At 68.6% G+C, this 21175-nt stretch carries 21 protein-coding genes; 18 read left to right on the top strand and 3 right to left on the bottom strand.

Features of this window, described 5'->3' with window-relative positions; all coding sequences use genetic code 11:
• Positions 1–46: 46 nt before the first annotated feature.
• Genes AVTE2539_RS22475 through AVTE2539_RS22450 form a run of 6 tightly spaced genes read left to right on the top strand, consistent with a single transcriptional unit; the run spans position 47 to position 5618 of the window.
• On the top strand, positions 47–835 hold the full coding sequence (locus AVTE2539_RS22475) for an enoyl-CoA hydratase/isomerase family protein (RefSeq protein WP_284414023.1): 789 nt from the start codon (positions 47–49) through the stop codon (positions 833–835).
• Positions 836–846: 11 nt separating this feature from the next.
• A complete protein-coding gene (locus AVTE2539_RS22470; protein WP_284414021.1) occupies positions 847–1566 on the top strand; it encodes a DUF4126 domain-containing protein in 720 nt (239 codons plus the stop codon).
• Positions 1567–1689: a hypothetical protein gene (locus AVTE2539_RS22465; RefSeq protein ID WP_284414019.1), complete on the top strand. Its 123-nt coding sequence runs from the start codon at positions 1567–1569 to the stop codon at positions 1687–1689.
• On the top strand, positions 1682–3703 hold the full coding sequence (locus tag AVTE2539_RS22460) for an acetyl-CoA carboxylase biotin carboxylase subunit (RefSeq protein ID WP_284414017.1): 2022 nt from the start codon (positions 1682–1684) through the stop codon (positions 3701–3703). The genes AVTE2539_RS22465 and AVTE2539_RS22460 overlap by 8 nt, the downstream gene beginning before the upstream one ends.
• Before the next feature lie 37 nt (positions 3704–3740).
• Entirely contained in the window at positions 3741–4661 is a 921-nt protein-coding gene (locus AVTE2539_RS22455; protein ID WP_284414015.1) for a 2-hydroxyacid dehydrogenase, read from the top strand.
• A 42-nt stretch (positions 4662–4703) separates the two neighbouring features.
• Positions 4704–5618, top strand: coding sequence for a hydroxymethylglutaryl-CoA lyase (locus tag AVTE2539_RS22450; RefSeq protein WP_284414013.1), 915 nt, complete (start codon positions 4704–4706; stop codon positions 5616–5618).
• 30 nt (positions 5619–5648) lie between these two features.
• Here the strand turns inward: AVTE2539_RS22450 and AVTE2539_RS22445 are convergent, their stop codons facing one another.
• On the bottom strand, positions 5649–6596 hold the full coding sequence (locus tag AVTE2539_RS22445) for a LysR family transcriptional regulator (RefSeq protein WP_284414011.1): 948 nt from the start codon (positions 6594–6596) through the stop codon (positions 5649–5651).
• Positions 6597–6830: 234 nt separating this feature from the next.
• On the opposite strand from AVTE2539_RS22445, the gene AVTE2539_RS22440 reads away from it, so the two are divergent.
• The 12 genes from AVTE2539_RS22440 (at position 6831) to AVTE2539_RS22385 (ending at position 18614) form a co-directional block, all read left to right on the top strand.
• The gene (locus AVTE2539_RS22440; protein WP_272569814.1) at positions 6831–8312 is read left to right on the top strand and encodes an ABC transporter substrate-binding protein; all 1482 of its coding nucleotides are present in this window, start codon (positions 6831–6833) and stop codon (positions 8310–8312) included.
• 46 nt (positions 8313–8358) lie between these two features.
• Positions 8359–9276, top strand: coding sequence for an ABC transporter permease (locus AVTE2539_RS22435; protein ID WP_272550879.1), 918 nt, complete (start codon positions 8359–8361; stop codon positions 9274–9276).
• Positions 9277–9298: 22 nt separating this feature from the next.
• On the top strand, positions 9299–10216 hold the full coding sequence (locus AVTE2539_RS22430; RefSeq protein ID WP_272565313.1) for an ABC transporter permease: 918 nt from the start codon (positions 9299–9301) through the stop codon (positions 10214–10216).
• 13 nt (positions 10217–10229) lie between these two features.
• Complete coding sequence (locus tag AVTE2539_RS22425) at positions 10230–11216, top strand: ABC transporter ATP-binding protein (protein ID WP_284414009.1); 987 nt, start codon at positions 10230–10232, stop codon at positions 11214–11216.
• Positions 11213–12064: an ATP-binding cassette domain-containing protein gene (locus tag AVTE2539_RS22420; protein WP_284414007.1), complete on the top strand. Its 852-nt coding sequence runs from the start codon at positions 11213–11215 to the stop codon at positions 12062–12064. The genes AVTE2539_RS22425 and AVTE2539_RS22420 overlap by 4 nt, the downstream gene beginning before the upstream one ends.
• Before the next feature lie 55 nt (positions 12065–12119).
• A complete protein-coding gene (locus tag AVTE2539_RS22415; RefSeq protein ID WP_284414005.1) occupies positions 12120–13529 on the top strand; it encodes a M20 family metallopeptidase in 1410 nt (469 codons plus the stop codon).
• 85 nt (positions 13530–13614) lie between these two features.
• Complete coding sequence (locus AVTE2539_RS22410; RefSeq protein WP_272565308.1) at positions 13615–14121, top strand: YbaK/EbsC family protein; 507 nt, start codon at positions 13615–13617, stop codon at positions 14119–14121.
• Entirely contained in the window at positions 14118–14393 is a 276-nt protein-coding gene (locus tag AVTE2539_RS22405) for a DUF1289 domain-containing protein (RefSeq protein WP_284414003.1), read from the top strand. The genes AVTE2539_RS22410 and AVTE2539_RS22405 overlap by 4 nt, the downstream gene beginning before the upstream one ends.
• Complete coding sequence (locus AVTE2539_RS22400) at positions 14390–15040, top strand: 2-hydroxychromene-2-carboxylate isomerase (protein WP_284414001.1); 651 nt, start codon at positions 14390–14392, stop codon at positions 15038–15040. Before AVTE2539_RS22405 ends, AVTE2539_RS22400 begins: the two co-directional genes overlap by 4 nt.
• Positions 15041–15427: 387 nt before the next feature.
• Positions 15428–17086, top strand: a complete 1659-nt coding sequence (locus AVTE2539_RS22395) for an MFS transporter (RefSeq protein WP_284397816.1) — start codon at positions 15428–15430, stop codon at positions 17084–17086.
• A gap of 242 nt (positions 17087–17328) precedes the next feature.
• Positions 17329–18291, top strand: coding sequence for a porin (locus AVTE2539_RS22390; RefSeq protein WP_272565303.1), 963 nt, complete (start codon positions 17329–17331; stop codon positions 18289–18291).
• 122 nt (positions 18292–18413) lie between these two features.
• On the top strand, positions 18414–18614 hold the full coding sequence (locus tag AVTE2539_RS22385; RefSeq protein ID WP_284413999.1) for a hypothetical protein: 201 nt from the start codon (positions 18414–18416) through the stop codon (positions 18612–18614).
• Between the two features lie 98 nt (positions 18615–18712).
• Here AVTE2539_RS22385 and AVTE2539_RS22380 read toward each other — a convergent pair whose 3' ends face one another.
• A complete protein-coding gene (locus AVTE2539_RS22380) occupies positions 18713–19822 on the bottom strand; it encodes an ABC transporter substrate-binding protein (protein WP_284413997.1) in 1110 nt (369 codons plus the stop codon).
• Positions 19823–20012: 190 nt separating this feature from the next.
• Entirely contained in the window at positions 20013–21113 is a 1101-nt protein-coding gene (locus tag AVTE2539_RS22375; protein WP_284414086.1) for an ABC transporter substrate-binding protein, read from the bottom strand.
• Between the last annotated feature and the right edge of the window lie 62 nt (positions 21114–21175).

Genomic DNA, 21175 nt, shown 5'->3' with positions numbered 1-21175 from the left:
CGCATCCGCGTCCGGCTTTTTCTCCAGAGCACCGAGGACCCAACCCATGAATTCCGTCCAGACGGCCTATGACGGCGCCGTGGCGCGCATCACGCTGGCGCAGCCCGATCTACGCAACGCCTTCAACGACGAAACCATTGCCGCGCTCACCGACGCCTTCGCGCAGGCAGGCAGCCGCGACGGCGTGCGTGCCGTGGTGCTGGCCGCGCAGGGCACGGCCTTTTGTGCCGGCGCCGACCTGAACTGGATGCGCCGCATGGCCGACTACACGCGCGAGGAGAACGTGGCCGACGCCGGCGCGCTGGCCGATATGCTGCGCACGATCTACGAATGCCCCAAGCCCACCATCGCCCGCGTGCAGGGCGACGTGTATGCCGGCGGCATGGGCCTGGTGGCGGCCTGCGACATGGCGGTGGCCGTCGATACGGCGGGTTTTTGCCTGTCGGAGGTGAAGCTGGGGCTCATTCCCGCGACCATCAGCCCCTATGTGATTCGCGCCATGGGCGCGCGCGCCGCCCACCGCTATTTCCTGACCGCCGAGCGCTTCGGCGCGGCCGAGGCGCTGCGCCTGGGCTTCGTGCAGGCGGTGGTGGAGTTCGAGCAGCTCGACGACACGGTGGATGCCTGGCTCAAGGCGCTCACCAGCGCCAGCCCGGCTGCGGTGCGCGCCTGCAAGCGGCTGGTGCAGGACGTGGCCGGCCGCGACATCGATGCCGCGCTCATCGCCACCACGGTGCAGGGCATTGCCGACATCCGCGCCAGCGACGAGGGCCGCGAGGGTGTGCAGGCCTTCCTGCAAAAGCGCAAGCCGTCCTGGCTGGTGGGGCCGGGCTGACCGGGGACGGCATGGACGCGCTCTGGCTGCACATCGTTCAGTGGCTCCACACCATGGGGCTGCACGTGGACCCCGGCACCGCCCACGACGTGGCGGCCGGCGCGGCCCAGGCCACGGCGGCGATGGACCTGCCGGGTCTGCTGGCGCTGGCCGCTGCGCTCGGCTGGGCCAGCGGGTTCCGGCTCTATGCGGTGGTCTTCATCGTGGGGCTCATGGGCGCGGGCGGCTGGCTGCCGTTGCCTGCCGGGCTGCACGCGTTGCAGCACCCGGCCGTCCTCACCGTGAGCGGGCTGCTGCTGTGCGTGGAGTTCTTCGCCGACAAGGTGCCCTGGCTGGACAGCGCCTGGGATGCGGTGCACACCGTCATCCGCATTCCCGGCGGCGCGTTGCTGGCCGCGGGCGTGTTCGGCGCCGACAACGCCACCATGGGCCTCGTCGCGGGGCTGCTGGGCGGCTCGCTCTCGGCCACGGCCCTGGCCACCAAGATGACCACGCGCGCCGCGGCCAACACCTCGCCCGAGCCGTTCTCCAACTGGCTGCTGTCGTTCTTCGAGGACGGCCTGGTGGTGGCCGTCGTGTGGATGGCCACGCAGCACCCAGTGCTGTTCGGCATTGCGCTGGTCGTGATGCTGGTGCTGTCGGCGCTGCTGATGATCGTGCTTTTCAAATTCCTGCGTGCCGTGCTGCGGCGCGTGTCGTCCCTCTTTTCCGGTCCTGCGAAGGTGGTTTGAATGTTCTCCAAAATCCTGATGGCCAACCGCGGTGAAAACGGCCGCATCGCAGCCGTTTCGTCCAATGGCGTGGCACGCGCAGCGTGCGCAGGCGGTTTCACCGCGGAGGTGGCCTATGTTTAAGAAGATCCTGATTGCCAACCGCGGTGAAATCGCCTGCCGTGTGGCCGCGACCGCCCGCCGGCTCGGCGTGAAGACCGTGGCCGTGTACTCCGATGCCGACGCTGGCGCCAAGCACGTCGCCGCATGCGACGAGGCCGTGCACATCGGCGGCAGCTCGCCCAAGGAAAGCTACCTGCAGTGGCAGCGCATCATCGACGCGGCCCGGGCCACGGGCGCGCAGGCCGTGCACCCCGGCTACGGCTTCCTGTCGGAAAACGAGGAGTTCGCCCAGGCCTGTGCGGATGCCGGGCTGGTGTTCATCGGCCCGCCCCCGTCCGCCATCCAGGCCATGGGCCTGAAGGCCGAGTCCAAGCAGCTCATGGAAAAGGCCGGCGTGCCCCTGGTGCCGGGCTACCACGGGGCCGACCAGGACCCCGCGCTGCTGCAGCGCGAGGCCGACCGCATCGGCTATCCCGTGCTCATCAAGGCCAGCGCGGGGGGCGGTGGCAAGGGCATGCGCGCGGTGGACCGGTCGGAAGACTTCGCCGCCGCCCTGGCGTCGTGCCAGCGCGAGGCCATCAACAGCTTCGGCGACGACGCGGTGCTCATCGAAAAATACGTGCAGCGCCCGCGCCACATCGAAATCCAGGTGTTCGGCGACACCCTGGGCAACTGCGTGTACCTGTTCGAGCGCGACTGTTCGGTGCAGCGGCGCCACCAGAAGGTGCTGGAAGAGGCCCCGGCCCCCGGCATGACCCCGGCCATGCGCGCCGAGATGGGCAACGCCGCGGTGGCCGCTGCGCGCGCGGTGAACTACGTGGGCGCGGGCACGGTGGAATTCATCGTGGAGCAGCGGGCCGATGGGTCCATGGACTTCTTCTTCATGGAGATGAACACCCGCCTGCAGGTGGAGCACCCGGTGACCGAGGCCATCACCGGCCAGGACCTGGTGGAGTGGCAATTGCGCGTGGCCTGCGGCGAGCCGTTGCCGCTGGCGCAGGACCAGTTGCGCATCGGCGGCCATGCCATCGAGGCGCGCATCTGCGCCGAGAACCCCGACAACCAGTTCCTGCCCGCTACCGGCACGCTGCAGGTGTACCGCAAGCCCGCGGCCACCAGCTTCGAGCGGGCGCCTCTGGGCAGCGGCGGTGTGCGCATCGATGACGGCGTGCGCGAGGGCGATGCCATCAGTCCCTTCTACGACTCGATGATCGCCAAGCTCATCGTGCACGGCGACACGCGCGAGCAGGCGCTGGCCCGGCTCGACGAGGCGCTGGCGCAGACCCGCATCGTGGGCCTGTCCACCAACGTGCAGTTCCTGCGCCGCGTGGCCCGCACCGATTCGTTCGTGCAGGCCAACCTGGACACGGCGCTGATCCCGCGCGAGCAGGCCGTGCTGTTCCACCAGGAGCCGGTGGGCCTGCCGCTGGCCGCGGCGGCAGCGGTGGCCCGGACGCTGCAGCGCGAGCGCGCCACGGAAGGGGCCGACCCGTTCAGCCGTCGCGACGGCTGGCAATCGCACGGCGTGACGCGCCGCCGGTTCGCGTTCGAGTTCGGCGGCCAGCCCGCCAACGCCTGGCTCACCTACGCCGCGGGCGGCGCAATGGAGCTGGCGGTGGGCGAGGGCGATGCCGCGGTGGCTGGGCCGCTGGCCTTCACCGCCGATGGCGAGGGCCTGGACCTGCACTTCGCCGGCCAGCGCACGCGCGCCGTGGTGCATGCCCAGGGGGAGACCGACCACGTCTTCACGCCGCGCGGCGCCACGCAGATCGTCGCCATCGACCTGCTCGCCCATGCGGGCGAGGCGCAGTCCGAAGGCGGGCGCCTGACCGCGCCCATGCCCGGCAAGGTGGTGTCGTTCGCCGTGAAAGCGGGCGACGCCGTGACCAAGGGCCAGGCCCTGGCCGTGATGGAGGCCATGAAGATGGAGCACACCATCGCCGCGCCCGTGGACGGCACGGTGCAGGAGCTGCTCTATGCGCCCGGCGACCAGGTGACCGAAGGCGCCGAGCTGCTCAAGCTCTCGCCCGCGTGACAGCGCGCAATCCGCAGCCGCGATACGCTCCTGGGCCATGAACATCACCTTTTGCTGTACGCACACCAAAGCCGAGCCCTGGCTGCAGGGCCTGCAGGCCGCGCTGCCCGGGGCGCACATCACCGTCTGGCAACCCGGCGCGCCCCCGGCCGATTTCGCCGTGGTCTGGGCACCGCCCCAGCAGTTCATGGACGAGCAGGCCGGCATCCATGCGCTCTTCAACATCGGCGCAGGCGTGGATGCGCTGCTGGCCCTGCGCCTGCCGCCCGGCGCGCAGGTGGTGCGGCTGGACGATGCCGGAATGGCCGTGCAGATGGCCGAATACGTGTGCCACGCGGTGGTGCGCCACTTCCGCGAGTTCGAGGCCTATGAGGCCGACATGCGCGCCGGGGGCTGGGCCTACCGCCGGCCGCGCCTGCGCAGCGACTTCTCCGTCGGCGTCATGGGCCTGGGGGTGCTGGGCGAGCGGGTGGCGAGGGCGCTGGCGCACTTCGAGTTCCCGGTGAACGGCTGGAGCCGCTCGCCCAAGGCCGTGGAGGGCGTGCGGACCTTTCATGGCGCGGCGGGTTTCGACGGCTTCCTGGCTGCCAGCCGCGTGCTGGTGAACCTGCTGCCGCTCACGCCCGACACGCAGGACATCATGAACTGCGACACGCTCTCGCGCCTGCAGCCGGGTGGCTATGTCGTCAATGTGGCGCGCGGCGCGCACCTGGTCGAAGACGACCTGATCGCCCTCATCGACGCCGGCCACCTGGCCGGGGCCACGCTCGACGTGTTCCGCACCGAGCCCCTGTCCGCCGACCACCCGCTGCGCACGCACCCCCGCATCACGACCACGCCCCACACCTCCGCCCGCACGCTGCGCGAAGAAAGCATCGCCCAGATCGCGCGCAAGATCGCCGCCATGCAGCGCGGCGAACCGGTGGCCGGCATCGTGGATCCCCGGCGCGGCTACTAGGCCTCGGGCACCGCCCCGCATTCATCACCGCAGGATTTCCCCATGAGCAGCAGCATTCCTTCCCGCGTCAAACTCGTCGATGTCGGCCCGCGCGACGGCCTTCAGAACGAAAAGTCTCCCGTGCCCGCCGAGGTCAAGATCGGTCTCGTGCACCGCCTGCAGGCGGCCGGCCTGACGGAGATCGAGGTCACCAGCTTCGTCTCGCCCAAGTGGGTGCCCCAGATGGCGGACAACGTGGAGGTGATGGCGGGCATCGAGCGCCAGCCCGGCGTGCGCTATTCGGTGCTCACCCCCAACCTCAAGGGCTACGAGGCCGCGGTGCCCACGCGGCCCGACGAGATCGTCGTCTTCGGTTCGGCCAGCGAGGCCTTCAGCCAGAAGAACATCAACTGCAGCATCGCCGAGAGCATCGAGCGCTTCGCGCCCGTGGTGGAGGCCGCGCGCGCGGCGGGCATTGCCGTGCGGGGCGCCATGAGCTGCACCGTGGGCTGCCCCTACGAGGGCGAGGTGGCGCCCGAGCGCGTGGCGTACCTGGCGGGCCTGATGAAGCAGATCGGTGTGCAACACGTGGGCGTGGCCGACACCATCGGCGTGGGCACGCCGCGCAAGGTGCAGCGCGCCATGGAGGCCACCTTGCAGCACTACGGCATCGACGCGGTGTCGGGCCACTTCCACGACACCTACGGGCAGGCCCTGGCCAACACGCTGGCCTCGCTGGAGATGGGCGTTTGGCAGTACGACACCTCGGTGGCCGGCCTGGGCGGGTGCCCCTACGCCAAGGGCGCCACGGGCAACGTGGCGACCGAAGACGTGGTCTACATGCTGCACGGCATGGGCATCGACACGGGCATCGATCTGGACGCGCTCATCGATGCGGGCGCGTACATCAGCGACTTCCTGGGCCGGCCGTCCAACTCGCGCGCCGCCAAGGCATTGCTGACCAAGCGCCTGGGCTGAGGCCGCGCGGGGCCTGGGCGCTGGGTGCGGTCAGCCGCCGGGCAGCGGCGCGGCCACGTTCTGCAGTTGCTCCTTGAGGTGCGCGAGAAACGATTGCGCCGCGCGTGACAGCGTGCGGCCCATCAGCGTCTGCACCTCGATGTTGCGCAGGTCCAGCCCGCGGTCGCGCAGGCGCACGCAGGCCATCTCCTCGCGCTCGATCTGGTAGCGCATGGTGATCTCGCCCGAGATGGACACGCCCTCGGGCTCGTGCTTGACGAAGCCGAACAGGCTGGCGATGTAGTTGCTGGTGAGCACGGGGTCGATCTGCACCTTCTGGCGGCTGCACGCGATGTCGAACAGCTGCCGCACGGTGGTGTCCAGTTCGGGCAGCGCCACGGGATAGTTCTGCAGCTGCGACAGGCTGACCTGCTGAAAGCGCGTCAGCGGATGGCCGCGCTGCACCACGGCCAGCACGGGCGAAGGCTGCAGCAGCTCGATGCGGATGTCCTTTTCGGCGCTGCGGCTCATGGTGATGCCGATGTCCGCATCGCCCAGCAGCACGCGCCGCGTGCTTTCGGCCGGCGGAAACACCCCCAGGTGGAACTGGATGCCCGGGTGCCGCCGCCGGAAATCGCTGATGAGCCGGGGCAGGAATTCCAGCGCGAAGCCCTCCGACGAGGCCAGTCGCACCCGCCCGCGCTCCATGCCCTGCAGCGCCTGCATTTCATGCACCACGCGCTCCGCGTCGTGCGCGGACTTCTGCGCGTGCACCGCCAGCAGCTCGCCCGCCGCGCTGGGCACCATGCCGCGCGCGTGGCGGTCGAACAGCGTCGCGCCCAGGAGGTCTTCCAGGTGCGCGATGTGGCGGCTGATGGCCGAGCCCGCCACGTTCAGCCGCTGCGAGGCCTCGCTGATCGAGCCGCAGCGCACCACCTCCAGGAAGTAGCGCAGGGCCGTGTCCTGCAACTGGCGGGCGACGATCTGCGAGCGTTTCATGGCGGTGGGCGACGGGGCGTGGTGCACTGCGGCAATCCCTCGAGCATAGGCGCAATGCGGCGGGAGCATTGCCTTTTTGAGATCGCTCGCCGCGATATTCGGTAATGGCGGAAACGCCTCCGAGGTCCCATTCTTGCTCCCGTTCACTGTGTTTCCTGTTTCATCACGATGAAGGAGTTCGCAATGGGGCATTTATTCACCCACTGGGTGCGCCGGGGCTGTCTGGCACTGGGCATGATGGTTTTCGGGGCCGGCGCGCACGCCGGCAAGGCCAACGACACGCTGACCTACGCGTCGGACAACGAGGTCGAGAACGTGAGCCCGTACCACAACAACATGCGCGAGGGCGTCGTGCTCGCGGCCATGGCGTGGGACACGCTGCTCTACCGCGACACGAAGACGGGCGAGCTCAAGCCGCAGCTCGCCACCGCCTGGAAGTGGGAGTCGCCCACCGCGCTGCTGGTCACGCTGCGCCAGGGCGTCACGTTCCACAACGGCGACAAGTTCACGGCCGACGATGTGGCCTACACCTTCAACGTGGTGACCGGCCCCGACGCCAAGATCGCCACGCGCCAGAACACCGACTGGATCAAGGGCGTGGACAAGGTGAGCGACTACGAGGTGCGCATCCACCTCAAGACGCCGTTCCCCGCGGCGCTGGAATACCTGGCCGGCCCCACGCCCATCTACCCCGCAGCCTATTTCACCAAGGTGGGGCTGGAAGGTTTCAGCAAGGCGCCGGTGGGCAGCGGCCCCTACAAGATCACCAGCGTGGTGCCGGGGCAGGGCGTGACCATGGTGAAGAACACCGCCTACTTCAAGGACAGCCCTGCGGGCCAGCCCAAGATCGGCACCGTGAAGTTCACCGTCATCCGCGACCCGGAAGCCCGCATGGCCCAGCTCATGACCGGCGCGGTGGACTGGATCTGGCGCGTGCCAGCCGACCAGGCGGATTCGCTGAAGGCCGCGCCCAACCTCTCGGTGCTGAGCGGCGAGACCATGCGCGTGGGTTTCATCTCCATCAACAATAACGGCACCACGCCCGAGGCCGCGCCCTTCAAGGACCCCCGCGTGCGCCAGGCGCTCAACTACGCCATCAACCGCAAGGGGCTGGCCGACAGCCTGGTGCGCGGCGGCAGCCAGCCGGTGTATGCGCCGTGCTTTCGCACGCAGTTCGGCTGCGACACCAGCAAGGTGCAGCAGTACGAATACAACCCGGCCAAGGCCAAGGCGCTGCTGGCCGAGGCGGGCTACCCGAACGGCTTCGACACCGCGCTGTGGGCCTACCGCGAGCGCGAGTACGCCGAGGCGATGATCGGCGACCTGCGCAAGGTCGGCATCCGCGCGCGGCTGCACTTCGTGCAGTACCCGGCCCTGCGCACCGAGTTGCGCGCCGGCCGTGCGCCGCTCACCTTCCAGGCCTGGGGATCGTTCTCGATCAACGACGCCTCGGCCTTCGTGGGCAACTTCTTCAAGGGCGGCCCGGACGACACCGCCAAGGACCCGCAGGTCATCGCGCTGATGCAGACGGCCGACGCCACGGTGGACAAGGCCGAGCGCAAGGCCAAGTACGCCCAGGCGCTGCAGCGCATCTCCACCCAGGCCATGTGGGCGCCGCTGTTCTCGTACTCGACCAACTACGCGTTCACCTCGGACCTGAAGTTCGAGGCCCAGCCCGACGAGCTGCCGCGCTTCTTCCAGGCCAGCTGGAAGTGACGGCCCCGGCGTTCGTGTCCCTCCCACACCCTCGCGGGCCCCTGCCATGCTGATCTACATCTTTCGCCGCCTGCTGGTGGCGCTGAGCGTCATGCTGACCGTGGCGGTCGTCAGCTTCATGCTGCTGCACCTGTCGGGCGACCTGGCCACCGCGATCGCGGGCCCGGAATCGAGCGCTGCCGACGTGGAGAAGATCCGCGTGCAGTACGGGCTGGACCGCCCTATCGTGGAGCAGTTCTTCGACTGGCTGGGCGCGGCGGCGCGGCTGGATTTCGGGCGGTCGTTCTATTTCCAGAACACCGTCATGGAGCTGGTCGGCGAGCGCCTGCCCATCACGCTCAAGCTCGGCGGCGTGGCGCTGCTGCTGGCCGTGGCCGTGGCCATTCCACTGGGCGTGCTGGCCGCGCTCTACCGCGACACGTGGATCGACCGCCTGGCATTGATGGTGGCGGTGGTGGGCCAGGCCATGCCGACCTTCTGGTTCGCGCTCACGCTGGTGCTGCTGTTCGCCGTGGGCCTGAAGTGGCTGCCCGTGGCGGGCAACACGAGCTGGCAGCATTTCGTGCTGCCGGCGGTGGCGCTGGGCTACTACGCCATGCCGGCCATGATGCGGCTCACGCGGGCCGGCATGCTGGACGTGCTGGGCGCGGACTACATCCGCACCGCGCGCGCCAAGGGCCTGAGCCGCTCGCGCGTGGTGTTCAAGCACGCGCTGCGCAACGCCATCATTCCGGTGGTGGCGCTGGCCGCGGTGGAGCTGGGCTTCATGCTCGGCGGCTCGGTGGTGATCGAGTCGGTGTATTCCATGCAGGGACTGGGGCAGCTCGCCTGGGACTCCATCGCGCGCAACGACTACCCCGTGGTGCAGGCCGTGGTGCTGATCATCGCGGTGTTCTACATCGCGCTCACCTTCCTGGCCGACGTGCTCAACGCCGCGCTCGACCCGCGCATGCGCACCCGCTGAAGCCGCCGCACCGGAGATTGCCATGAACGCTTCCACCACCCTTTCCTCTCCCGGCGCGGCGGCCACCCTGGCCCTGCCGTCGCCACCGGCCTGGCGCCGCTGGCTGCGCCGCGTGCTGGGCCAGCGCGGCCTGGTGCTCGGCGCCATCGTGCTCGTGCTGGCCCTGGTGGCCGCGCTGCTCGCCCCCTGGATCAGCCCGCACGATCCCTACGCGCAGGACGTGACCCAGCGCCTCATTCCGCCCGTCTGGCACGCCAAGGGCAGCTGGGAGCACGTGCTGGGCACCGACAAGCTCGGCCGCGACTACCTGAGCCGGCTCATCTACGGCGCCCGCGTGTCGCTGCTGATCGGCGTGGTCACGGCGCTCATCGCCGGGGCCATCGGCACCACGCTGGGCGTGCTGGCCGGCTACTTCGGCGGCCGGGTGGATGCGGTCATCAGCTACATCATCACCACGCGCCTGGCCATGCCGGTGGTGCTGGTGGCGCTGGCCATGGCCTCGCTCGTGGGCGGCTCGCTGCAGGTGGTGATCGTGCTGCTGGGCCTGCTGCTGTGGGACCGCTTCGCCATCGTGACCCGCTCGGCCACGCAGCAGCTGCGCGATGCCGAGTTCATCGCGGCGGCCAAGGCGCTGGGCGCCTCTACGCCTTACATCCTGGTGCGCGAGTTGCTGCCCAACCTGATGAGCGCACTCACCGTGGTCGCCACGCTGGAGATGGCGCACGCCATCCTGCTCGAATCGACCCTCTCGTTCCTGGGCCTGGGCGTGCAGCCGCCCACCCCGTCGTGGGGCCTGATGGTGGCCGAAGGCAAGGCTTACATGTTCTTCCAGCCCTGGGTGATCCTGATCCCCGGCGTGGTGCTGGCGGTGCTGGTGCTGGCCATCAACCTGGTGGGCGACGGCATCCGCGATCTCACGGCCCCCGATGGCCGGAACTGAAAGGCAAAGACCCATGACCACCCCTTTGCTCGACGTGAAGAACCTGCGCGTGGACCTGCCCACCGAGCGCGGCATGCTGCACGCGGTGCGCGGCATCGATTTCCATGTGAACCGCGGCGAACTGCTGTGCCTGGTGGGCGAATCGGGCTGCGGCAAGTCCATGACCTCGCTCGCGCTCATGGGCCTGCTGCCGCGCAAGGCGGTGCGCACGGCCGACCACATCCGCTTCGACGGTGCCGAGCTGCAGGGCCTGCCCGAGCGCGGCATGGCGGCGCTGCGCGGTGCCCGCATGGCGATGATCTTCCAGGAGCCGATGACCTCGCTCAACCCGTCGTACACGCTGGGCGACCAGCTGTGCGAGGCGCTGCGCGCGCACCGCAAGGTGAGCATGGCCCAGGCGCGCGAGCGGGCCGTGTACCTGCTGGAGCGAGCGGGCGTGCCGCAGGCGCCCGAGCGCCTGCGCCAGTACCCGCACCAGCTCTCGGGCGGCCTGCGCCAGCGCGTGATGATCGCCATGGCGCTGATGTGCGAGCCCGATCTCATCATTGCCGACGAGCCCACGACGGCGCTGGACGTGACCATCCAGGCGCAGATCCTGCGGCTGCTGCGCGAGCTGCAGCAGGAGTTCGGCACGGCCGTGGTCTTCATCACCCACGATCTGGGCGTGGTGGCGCGCATCGCCGACCGCGTGGCGGTGATGTATGCGGGCGAGGTGATCGAAACCGCGCCGGTGGGCGAGCTTTTCGCGCGCCCCACGCACCCCTACACGCAGGGCCTGCTCAATTGCATTCCCGTGCGCGGCAAGACGCTGCCGGGCAGCCGGCTGCAAGCCATTCCCGGCGTGGTGCCCAGTCTCGTCGGCACCGTGCAGGGCTGCGCTTTTTCCAACCGCTGCGCGCATGCGCAACCGGCCTGCGCGCACACGCCGCCCTATGTGGCGGTGGATGCCCACCACGCGGTCCGCTGCGTGCAGGCCCATCCCCTGGCGGAGGCCGCATGACCCCCAAACCCCTACCCCCGGCACCCGGCAGCGACATCGCGCTGGAGCTGTGCGCGCTGCACCGCAGCTTCCGCCTGAAGCGCGGACTGTTCCGCGCGCCCGGCGAGATACACGCGGTGAACGATGTCTCGCTGCGCGTTCGCAAGGGCGAAACGCTGGGCCTGGTCGGCGAGTCCGGCTGCGGCAAGAGCACGCTCGCCAAGATGCTGCTGGGCCTGCTGCCGCCCAGCTCGGGCAGCGTGCTGGTCGATGGCAAGGAGATCGATCCGCGCCAGCGCCGCGCGCTGGCGCGGCGCATCCAGCCCATCTTCCAGGACCCGTACTCGTCGCTCAATCCGCGCCGCACCGTGGCCGACATCGTCGGCGTGCCGCTGCGCCTGCACCAAGTGGGCACGGCTTTGGAGCAGCGCCGGCGCGTGCGCGAGATGCTCGATCTGGTCGGCATGCCCGAGCGCACCCATGCGCAGTACCCCAACCAGCTGTCAGGAGGGCAGCGCCAGCGCGTGGCCATCGCGCGGGCGCTGGTGCTGCGGCCCGACATCCTGATCTGCGACGAGCCGACCTCGGCGCTCGACGTGTCGGTGCAGGCGCAGATCCTGAACCTGCTGCTCGACCTCAAGGCCGAGTTCGGCCTGACCTACCTGTTCATCAGCCACGACCTGGGCGTGGTCGAGCACCTGGTGGACCGCGTGGCCGTGATGTACCGCGGCGCCATCGTGGAACTGGGCACGCGCGAGCAGATCTTCGCCCGGCCCGAACACGCCTACACCCGCCGGCTGCTGGCCTCCGCGCTCACGCCCGAGCCGGGCCTGGGCATTCCCGACATCGAGCGTGCGGCCCTGGCCTGAGCGGCCGATACGCACCTTCAACTCACTCCACCCACCCCACCCGAGGACCTTTCCCATGAGCCGTGACCAAGCCATTGCCCAGACGCTGGCCTGCTTCGACGACGGGCGCTTTCAGCAGACGCTGGCGCGCCGGGTCGCCTTCCGCACCGAAAGCCAGGACGCCGCCAGCGGCCCCATCCTGCACGCCTACCTGACCGAGGAAATGGTGCCGCAACTGCAGGCGCTGGGCTTTGCATGCCGTGTGGTGGACAACCCGGTGCCGGGCAAGAGCCCCTTCCTGCTGGCCGAGCGCGCAGAGGAGGGCGCGGCCTTCACGCTGCTGACCTACGGCCACGGCGACGTGGTGCGCGGCTACGACGCGCAATGGCGCGCGGGCCTCAAGCCGTGGGACATCGTGGTGGAGGGCAACCGTTGGTATGGCCGCGGCACGGCCGACAACAAGGGCCAGCACACCATCAACCTCACCGCGCTGGAGCAGGTGCTGGCGGTGCGGGGCGGCCGCCTGGGCTACAACGTCAAGATCATCCTGGAGATGGGCGAGGAGGACGGCTCGCCGGGCCTGAACGCGGTGTGCGCGAACGAGCGCGATGCGCTCGCGGCCGACCTCTTCATCGCCTCCGACGGGCCCCGGGTGTCCGCCTCGCGCGCCACCCTGTTCCTGGGATCGCGCGGCGTCTTCAATTTCGACCTGCACGTGAAGCTGCGCGACGGCGGCCACCACTCGGGCAACTGGGGCGGCCTGCTGCGCAACCCGGGCATCCGGCTGGCGCATGCCATCGCCAGCCTGGTGGACGAGCGCGGCCGCATCCAGGTGCCGGGCCTGCGCCCCACCGAGCTGCCCGCCAGCGTGCGCGAGGCGCTGCGCGACATCGACGTGGGCGGCGGCCCGGACGACCCCGAGATCGACCCGGACTGGGGCGAGCCCGGCCTGACCCCGTCCGAGCGCGTGATCGGCTGGAACAGCCTGGAGGTGCTGGCCTTCACCACCGGCAACCCGGCCATGCCGGTGCATGCCATTCCCGCCGAGGCGCGCGCGCACTGCCACATGCGCTACGTGGTGGGCTCCGACCCCACGGCGTTCCTGGACCACATCCGCGAGCACCTGCAGGCCCGCGGCTTCACCGACGTGGAAGTGCGTGGCACCGACGTGCACATGGCCGCCACCCGGCTGGACCCGGACGATGCCTGGGTGCGCTGGGGCCTTGCCTCCATCGAGCGCTCCACCGGCCGGCGCCCGGCGCTGCTACCCAACCTGGGCGGCTCGCTGCCCAACGATGTGTTCTCCGAGACCCTGGGCCTGCCCACGCTGTGGGTGCCGCACTCGTATCCGGCGTGCTCGCAGCACGCGCCCAACGAGCACATCCTGGCTGACGTTACGCGCGAATCGCTGCAGATCATGGCCGGCCTGTTCTGGGATCTGGCGGAGCAGGGGCCCGGCGTGCACCAGGAGCGCGCGGAGGCTTGAAGGTCCCCCGAGAGGCTGCGCGCCCCGGCGGCCATCGCTAAGATCAACGCTTTGGACCACCGGCCTTCCGGCCTTGAGAGATCCCATGTGCGCAGCCGAACTCATTCCCCTTCCCGAAGGCGTCCAGCGCGTGGCCGCCACGCTGCAGTCGCTGGGCCATCCGCACATGCCGCGCATGCTCGACGATGCGGCGCGCACCGCCCAGCAGGCGGCCGATGGCCTGGGCATCCTGGTTGGCCAGGTGGCCAAGAGCATCATCTTCCGGCGCAAAAGCGACGATGCGGCCGTGCTGGTCGTCACCTCGGGCGACCGGCGCGTGGATGAGAAGAAGGTCGAGGCCCACGTCGGCAAGATCGGCCGCGCCGATGCCGAGTTCGTCAAGGCGCGCACGGGCTTCTCGATCGGCGGCGTGTCCCCCGTGGGCCACGCCACGCCGCCGGTCACGCTGATCGACCGCGAACTGTTCCGCTTCGAGGAGATCTGGGCCGCGGCCGGCCACCCGCACAGCGTGTTCGCGCTGCGCCCGCAGGACCTGGAAAAGCTCACCAGCGCGCCCGTGGTCGATGTGGTGCAAGCGCCGATCGAACCATGAGTGCGACCGAATCGATCGCCAACCGCGCGATGCTGCTGAGCGCGGGAGGCTATTTCGACGAGGACAGCACGGACGGCGTGCCCTCGCCGTGCATCTCGGTGTGCCGCCTGTCGGCCGACGGCACCTACTGCGACGGCTGCTTTCGCACGCTGGACGAGATCCGCGCATGGTCGGGCGCGGATGACGCCGAACGCCGCGCGATCTGGGCCCGCCTCGCGCAACGCGCGGGTTTCGCGTTTCCCCCGCCATCCCCTTTCCCGGACCTGCCGTGAAACACATCACCTTCTACCTGGACTTCGTCTCGCCCTATGCCTGGCTGGCGTTCGAGCAGTTGCCGCAGGCCCTGGAAGGACTGAGCTACAGCGTCGAGTACCGCCCCGTTCTGCTGGGCGCGCTGCTGCAGCGCCACGGCAACCCGGGCCCGGCGGGCATTCCGGCCAAGCGGCTGTGGACGTACCGCCATGCCGAATGGCTGGGCCATTCGCTCGGCACGGGCTTGGCCATGCCGGCCCAGCACCCGTTCAACCCGCTGCCGCTGCTGCGCCAGTCACTGGCCTGCAGCGAGGACGGCGCCATCAACCGCTTCGTGGCTGGCACCGTGCTGCGCCACGTGTGGCTGGGCGGGCACGATGCCAACGACCCCGCGCGTCTGCAGGCGCTGGCCGAGACGCTTGCGCAACAGGTGCGCCCGGACCCCGCAGGCGCTGCCGCCAAGGCCCTGCTGCGCGCCAACACCGACGCGGCGGCGCAGCGTGGCGTGTTCGGCGTGCCGGCTTTCGAGGTGGAAGGCCGCCTGTTCTGGGGGCTGGACAGCCTGCCCATGCTGCGGGCCTGCCTGAGCGGCGACCCCTGGTTCGACGGCCCCGCATGGGACCGTGCCGAAGCGCTGCCCTCCGGCTTGCCGCCCGCCGCCGCCTGATCCCGCCGAACCCGGTGGCAGGCACCGAGTCGGCCCGCTTGATCGCGCTGACGCGGCCGATTCCCCCGACATCTCCGCCCTTTCAGGGTTAGTCCCTGGCAGGGTTTTCCCGCGGCGCGGCGGTGCGTCGTTGGTGCCTCCGTGGCCCGTTCGGTGAGCTGCACCGCAGTTTTACCCCCGATTTACCGCATCGAGAAATGCGGGCACAGGGTTGGCCCGGGGTTTGTCAGGTGGCTGTCAGTCCGGGGCGGCGTGGGGCGCCTGGCGCTTGTCAGTGTTTGGTCAGATGCACGTCCGATATTGCGGTCCAGGCTGCGACGAGTGCCCGGAAACCCCATCGCACCGTGCATTTCCGCATCCATCCGACCACCAATGGAGACAAGCACCATGGCTACCAATGTTGCATCCCGGCCCATGTCGCCGGAAGAAAGAAAAGTCATCTTCGCCTCGTCGCTGGGCACCGTGTTCGAGTGGTATGACTTCTACCTGTACGGCTCGCTCGCGGCCATCATCGCCAAGCAGTTCTTCAGCGGGCTGGATGCGGGCTCGGCCTTCATCTTCGCGCTGCTGGCCTTCGCGGCCGGGTTCATCGTGCGGCCCTTCGGCGCGCTGGTGTTCGGGCGCCTGGGCGACATGATCGGGCGCAAGTACACCTTTCTCGTCACCATCCTGATCATGGGCCTGTCCACGTTCATCGTGGGCATCCTGCCGACCTACGCCAGCATCGGCGTGGCCGCGCCGGTGATCCTGATCGCGCTGCGCATGCTGCAGGGCCTGGCCCTCGGCGGCGAGTACGGCGGGGCCGCCACCTATGTGGCCGAGCACGCGCCGCAAGGCAAGCGCGGCGCCTACACCTCGTGGATCCAGACCACCGCCACGCTGGGCCTGTTCCTGTCGCTGCTGGTCATCCTGGGGACCCGCACCGTGATGGGCGAGCAGGAGTTCGGCGATTGGGGCTGGCGCATTCCGTTCCTGGTGTCCATCCTGCTGCTGGGCATTTCGGTGTGGATCCGGCTGTCGCTGTCGGAATCGCCCGCCTTCCAGAAGATGAAGGCCGAAGGCAAGACGTCCAAGGCGCCGCTGGCCGAGTCGTTCGGCGAGTGGAAGAACCTCAAGATCGTGATCCTCGCGCTGATCGGCCTGACCGCCGGCCAGGCCGTGGTCTGGTACACGGGGCAGTTCTATGCGCTGTTCTTCCTCACGCAGCAGCTGAAGGTGGATGCCGTCACGGCCAACCTGATGATCGCCGCCGCGCTGCTGATCGGCACGCCGTTCTTCATCGTGTTCGGCACGCTGTCGGACAAGATCGGCCGCAAGCCCATCATCATGCTGGGCTGCGTGCTCGCCGTGCTGACGTACTTCCCGGTGTTCAAGGCCCTGACCGAAGCCGCCAACCCCGATCTCGCCGCCGCGCAGGCCAAGAACAAGGTGGTGATCGTGGCCGACCCGGCCGAGTGCTCGTTCCAGTTCAACCCCACGGGCACGTCCAAGTTCACGAGTTCGTGCGACATCGCCAAGCAGGTGCTGGCCGCCGGTTCGGTGAGCTATGACAACGAAGTCGCACCGGCCGGCACGCCCGCCGTGATCAAGATCGGTGCCACCACCATCCCGAGCTACAGCGCCAAGGGCCTGCCCGCCGACCAGGTCAAGGCCAAGGACGCGGAGTTCAAGAAGGCCGTGGCCGACACCCTCAAGGCCGATGGCTACCCCACCAAGGCCGACCCCGCCAAGATGAACAAGGTAATGATGGTCGTCCTGCTGACCTACCTCGTGCTGCTGGTGACCATGGTGTACGGCCCCATCGCCGCCATGCTGGTGGAAATGTTCCCCACCCGCATCCGCTACACGTCGATGAGCCTGCCGTACCACATCGGCAACGGCTGGTTCGGCGGCCTGCTGCCCACCACCTCGTTCGCCATCGTGGCGCAGACCGGCAACATGTACAACGGCCTGTGGTACCCCATCATCATCGCGGGCGCCACGGCGGTGATCGGCACGCTGTTCATCCGCGAAACCAAGGACGTGGACATCTACGCCAACGACTGATGGGAACCGCCCGGGCTCCCGTGAATCGGGAGCCCGCAGTGCGGAAAAGGGCTGCATGTGTTGGCAAAAAACGCCAAAGTGTGGTGGCGATGCATCAACGCTGTTATGAAAATGACTTTTGGGGGTGGTATTGAGGCGCCACCCCCTAGAATTTCGTAAGTAGTTGCACCAACGCCCGGCGGCCACCCGCTCTGCAGTGCCTACCACACCATCTGACGGATAAAAGCATTCAAGGAAATCACATGCAAAAGACGAATCGTTTGGCACTGGCTGTGCTGGCTCTCCTGGGTAGCACCGCTGCCTTCGCCCAAAGCAGCGTCACGCTGTATGGCCGTGTGAACACCACGGTGGAACGCCAAGAAGTGGGCGACACCAAGACCACCGGTCTGTTCAACAATGCTTCGCGTTTCGGCTTCAAGGGCGTGGAAGACCTCGGCGGTGGCCTGAAGGCTGGCTTCCAACTGGAAAGCGGCTTCGCTTCCGACACCGGTTCTTCCGATGCACGTGGTTTCTTCGCCCGTCAAAGCGAAGTGAACCTGTCGGGTGGTTTCGGCGCCCTGCGTCTGGGCCGCTTCACGGCTGAGTCCTACTACGCCACGGCCGACTACGTCAGCCTGCACAACCATGACACCGGTTCGTCGTCCGACGCGTTCTACGCCTACGTGATGCCCGATGCCAACAAGATTTCCTACCGCACGCCCGATTTCGGCGGCCTGACCGTCGAAGGCGCCGTGGCACTGCACGAGCAAGCTGTCGGCGTGAAGAACGCCTATGACCTGGCTGCCAACTACAACCTGGGCGCTCTGGCCCTGGGCGCTGGCTACAGCAAGCAAGGCGACGTGAACCAGTTCGCACTGCGCGGCCTGTACACGATGGGTTCGTTCATGTTCGGCGGCTACTACCAACGTGACGAAGACGCATACGTCCTGAACGGCGGCAAGCGCAACACGTTCCGTCTGTCGGGTGCCTACCTGATGGGCGCTTCGGAATTCCACGTGAACGTGGGCCGCGCCGGCAAGTACAAGAACGTGGCTGACAGCGCCGCTACGCAATACACGCTGGGCTACAACTACAACCTGAGCAAGCGCACCAAGGTGTACGGCTACTACACGAAGGTGAACAACAGCCGCAACGCCGCTTACATGACGGGCATCGCCGGCGCTGACTTCAGCTCCGTGGCCGTGGGCGTTCGCCACGCATTCTGATGGTTGACGCGGGTCGGCGGCCCCGGCTGCCAACCCGCGTTCCAGACGATCCGAGCCTCACATCCCGAAAGGGGTGTGGGGCTTTTTTTTCAGCCGTTCGTTTCACTAAAAAGGAGATAGGTATGTGGAAAATTGTCGTGGGCTTCGTTCTGTTCGCAGCGCTGTCGCTCTTCGTCATCATGAAAGCCGGAGACAAAGTGGACATGAGCGGTGAAAAGCACGGGGCCGATGCCGTGCACGTGCCTGAAACGGTGGCCCCTGCGGCCAGCAGCCCCGCATCGGCGCCTGCCGTGCCCGCCTCGGGAGCCAGCAGCGCTTCCTAAAGCAGGCGGTTGCCCGATGCAGACGTGAAAAGCCCGCTGATGCGGGCTTTTTGCCGAGCGCGGAGGGCTGGCGGGGCGAAAGCGAGGTTTTCAGCCCCTCAGCGGCGGAATTTTCCGTCCGCGCCGAGGAGGGACAGGTCGGCAAAGTCCAGCCCGGTGTGGTCGTCGGGGCCGTAGCTCACCTCCAGGCCGCCCAGGTCGAGCTTCTGCAAGCCTTCCAGCGCCGCATGGATCCGCTCCCGGGTGGGCTTGGGGCCGGCGCGGCGCAGGCCTTCCACCAGCACCTTGGCGGCCGCGAAACCTTCCAGCATGGCGGGGCTGACTTCCTTGCCCCGGCTCTTGGCGAGGTCCTGCGCTTCGCTCACCAGGGGCAGGTTCACGGCGCGCTCGCTGGGGAACACCTGGGTGACGATCACCCCCCGGGCGTTGGCGCCCAGGCTTTTGGCGAAACCGGCGGAGGCATTGTTGGACAGGGTGGCCATCTGGGCCGTCGAGCCCGCGGCGCGCAGGGCCGCGTAGCCTTCGGCCACCGCGGTGCTGGAGGCGATCATCAGCACGGCCTGGGCCTGGGATTGCGCGATCTTGGGCACGAGGGCGGCGAAGTCGGGCCTGGAGCGATCGACCTTCTCCAGCAGCACGGCCTTGACCTTGGCGGCGTCCAGCCCCTTTTGTGCGCCGACTAGGCCGTCCGCGCCGAAGCTGTCGTCCGCATGGACCACGGCGATCTTGGTGATGCCGACGGACACCAGGTGCGCGATGGCCTTCTCGGCCTCGCGCTGGTAGGGCGCCCGCACGTTGAAGACGTTCCGGCGCACGGGCCGGTGCAGCACCATGGCGCCGGTGGAGGGGCCGACCAGGGCCACGCCGTACTTGTCTAGCAGCGGGATGACGGCTTCGGTGGGCGGCGTGCCCCGGGTGAGGAAGAGGGCGGAGACGTTCTGCTCTTCGATCAGCTTGCGGGCATTGGCCGCGGCCAGCTGGGGGTCGAGCTTATCGTCCAGCGAGATGAGCTGGATTTTCTGCCCGTGGATGCCGCCCCGTGCATTGATGGCGTCCAGGTACAGCTTGGCGCCGTCGGTGGTTTCCTGCACCCCGGCGGCCACCGTGCCGGAAAAACCGGCGGTCTGTCCGATGAGGATCTGCGCCTGCGCGGCCGACAGCAGCGCCGTCAGGGCCACGCCCGCGCTGATTTTCTGGAGGGTTCTCATAGCTCTCTGGTCAAAGGATGGAGGGGCGTGCCGGACTCGCTCCGGCCCCGGCATGTCCGGCGATGGCGCTTCTCAGGAAGGGACGTAACCGAAAGGTACGGCGATTGTGCCGAGGCGATGGCCGCGGCTTTCCTCATATCCCCCGGATGGGCTGGGCCATTGCGGCCGCTCGGGCACGCTGCCCGGGCCTTCAGCGGCGGAACTTTCCGTCGGTTCCGATGATAGACAGGTCGGCGAAGTCCAGGCCGGTGTGGTCCTCGGGGCTGTAGCTGACTTCCAGCCCGCCCAGGTCGAACTTCTGCAGCCCTTCCAGGGCCGCCTGGATGCGGTCGCGGGAGGGCTTGGGTCCGGCGCGGCGCAGGCCTTCGACCAGGACTTTCGCGGCGGCATAGCCTTCCAGCATGGCGGGGCTGATTTCCTTGCCTTGGGCCTTGGCGAGGTCCTGCGCCTCGCGCACCAGGGGGAAGTTCATGGCCCGTTCGTTGGGGAACACCTGGGTGACGATCACACCGCGGGCGTTGGCGCCCAGGCTTTTTGCAAAGCCGGCGGAGGCGTTGTTGGACAGCGTGACCATCTGCGCGCCCGAGCCGGCGGCGCGAAATGCCGCATAGCCTTCAGCCACGGCGGTGCCCGAGGCGATCATGAGCACGGCCTGGGCCTGCGACTGCACGATCTTGGGCGCGATGGGGCCGAAGTCCGGCTTGGAACGGTCGAACTTCTCCTGCAGCACGGCCTTGAGCTTGGCGGCTTCCAGCCCCTTTTGCGCGCCGACCATGCCGTCGGCCCCGAAGCTGTCGTCCGCCTGCACCACGGCGATCCGGGTGATGCCCATGGAGACCAGGTGGGAGATCGCCTTTTCGGCTTCGCGCTGGTAGGTGGCGCGCACGTTGAAGACGTTCTTGCGCACCGGCTTGTGCAGCACCATGGCGCCGGTGGAGGGGCCGACCAGTGCCACGCCGTGCTTGTCCAGCAGCGGAATGATGGCCTCGGTGTGGGGCGTGCCGCGCGTGAGGAAGAGGGCGGAGACGTTCTGCTCCTCGATCAGCTTGCGGGCATTGGCGACGGACAGCTGCGGATCGAACTTGTCGTCCAGAGAGACCAGCTCCACCTTCTGGCCGTGGACCCCGCCCCGCCCGTTGACGGCGTCCAGGTACAGCTTGGCGCCCTCGGTCGTCTCCTGCACGCCCGAGGCCACTGCCCCCGAAAATCCGGCGGTCTGGCCGATGAGAATCTGTGCCTGGGCCGCCGACAGCAAGGCGGCCAGGACCAGTGCGGCGCCGGTGTTGCGCATGAATGCCATGGTGTGTCTCCAATCCGTGAGGGGTTGCCGAGGAAAGCCCTCTGCCTGGGCGC

It is taken from the genome of Acidovorax sp. SUPP2539, assembly GCF_030158975.1.
In the GTDB taxonomy this organism is placed as follows: Bacteria; Pseudomonadota; Gammaproteobacteria; order Burkholderiales; family Burkholderiaceae_C; genus Paracidovorax.
Note: the sequence above shows the minus strand (reverse complement) of the source record. Positions and strands in the feature narration are given on the sequence as shown.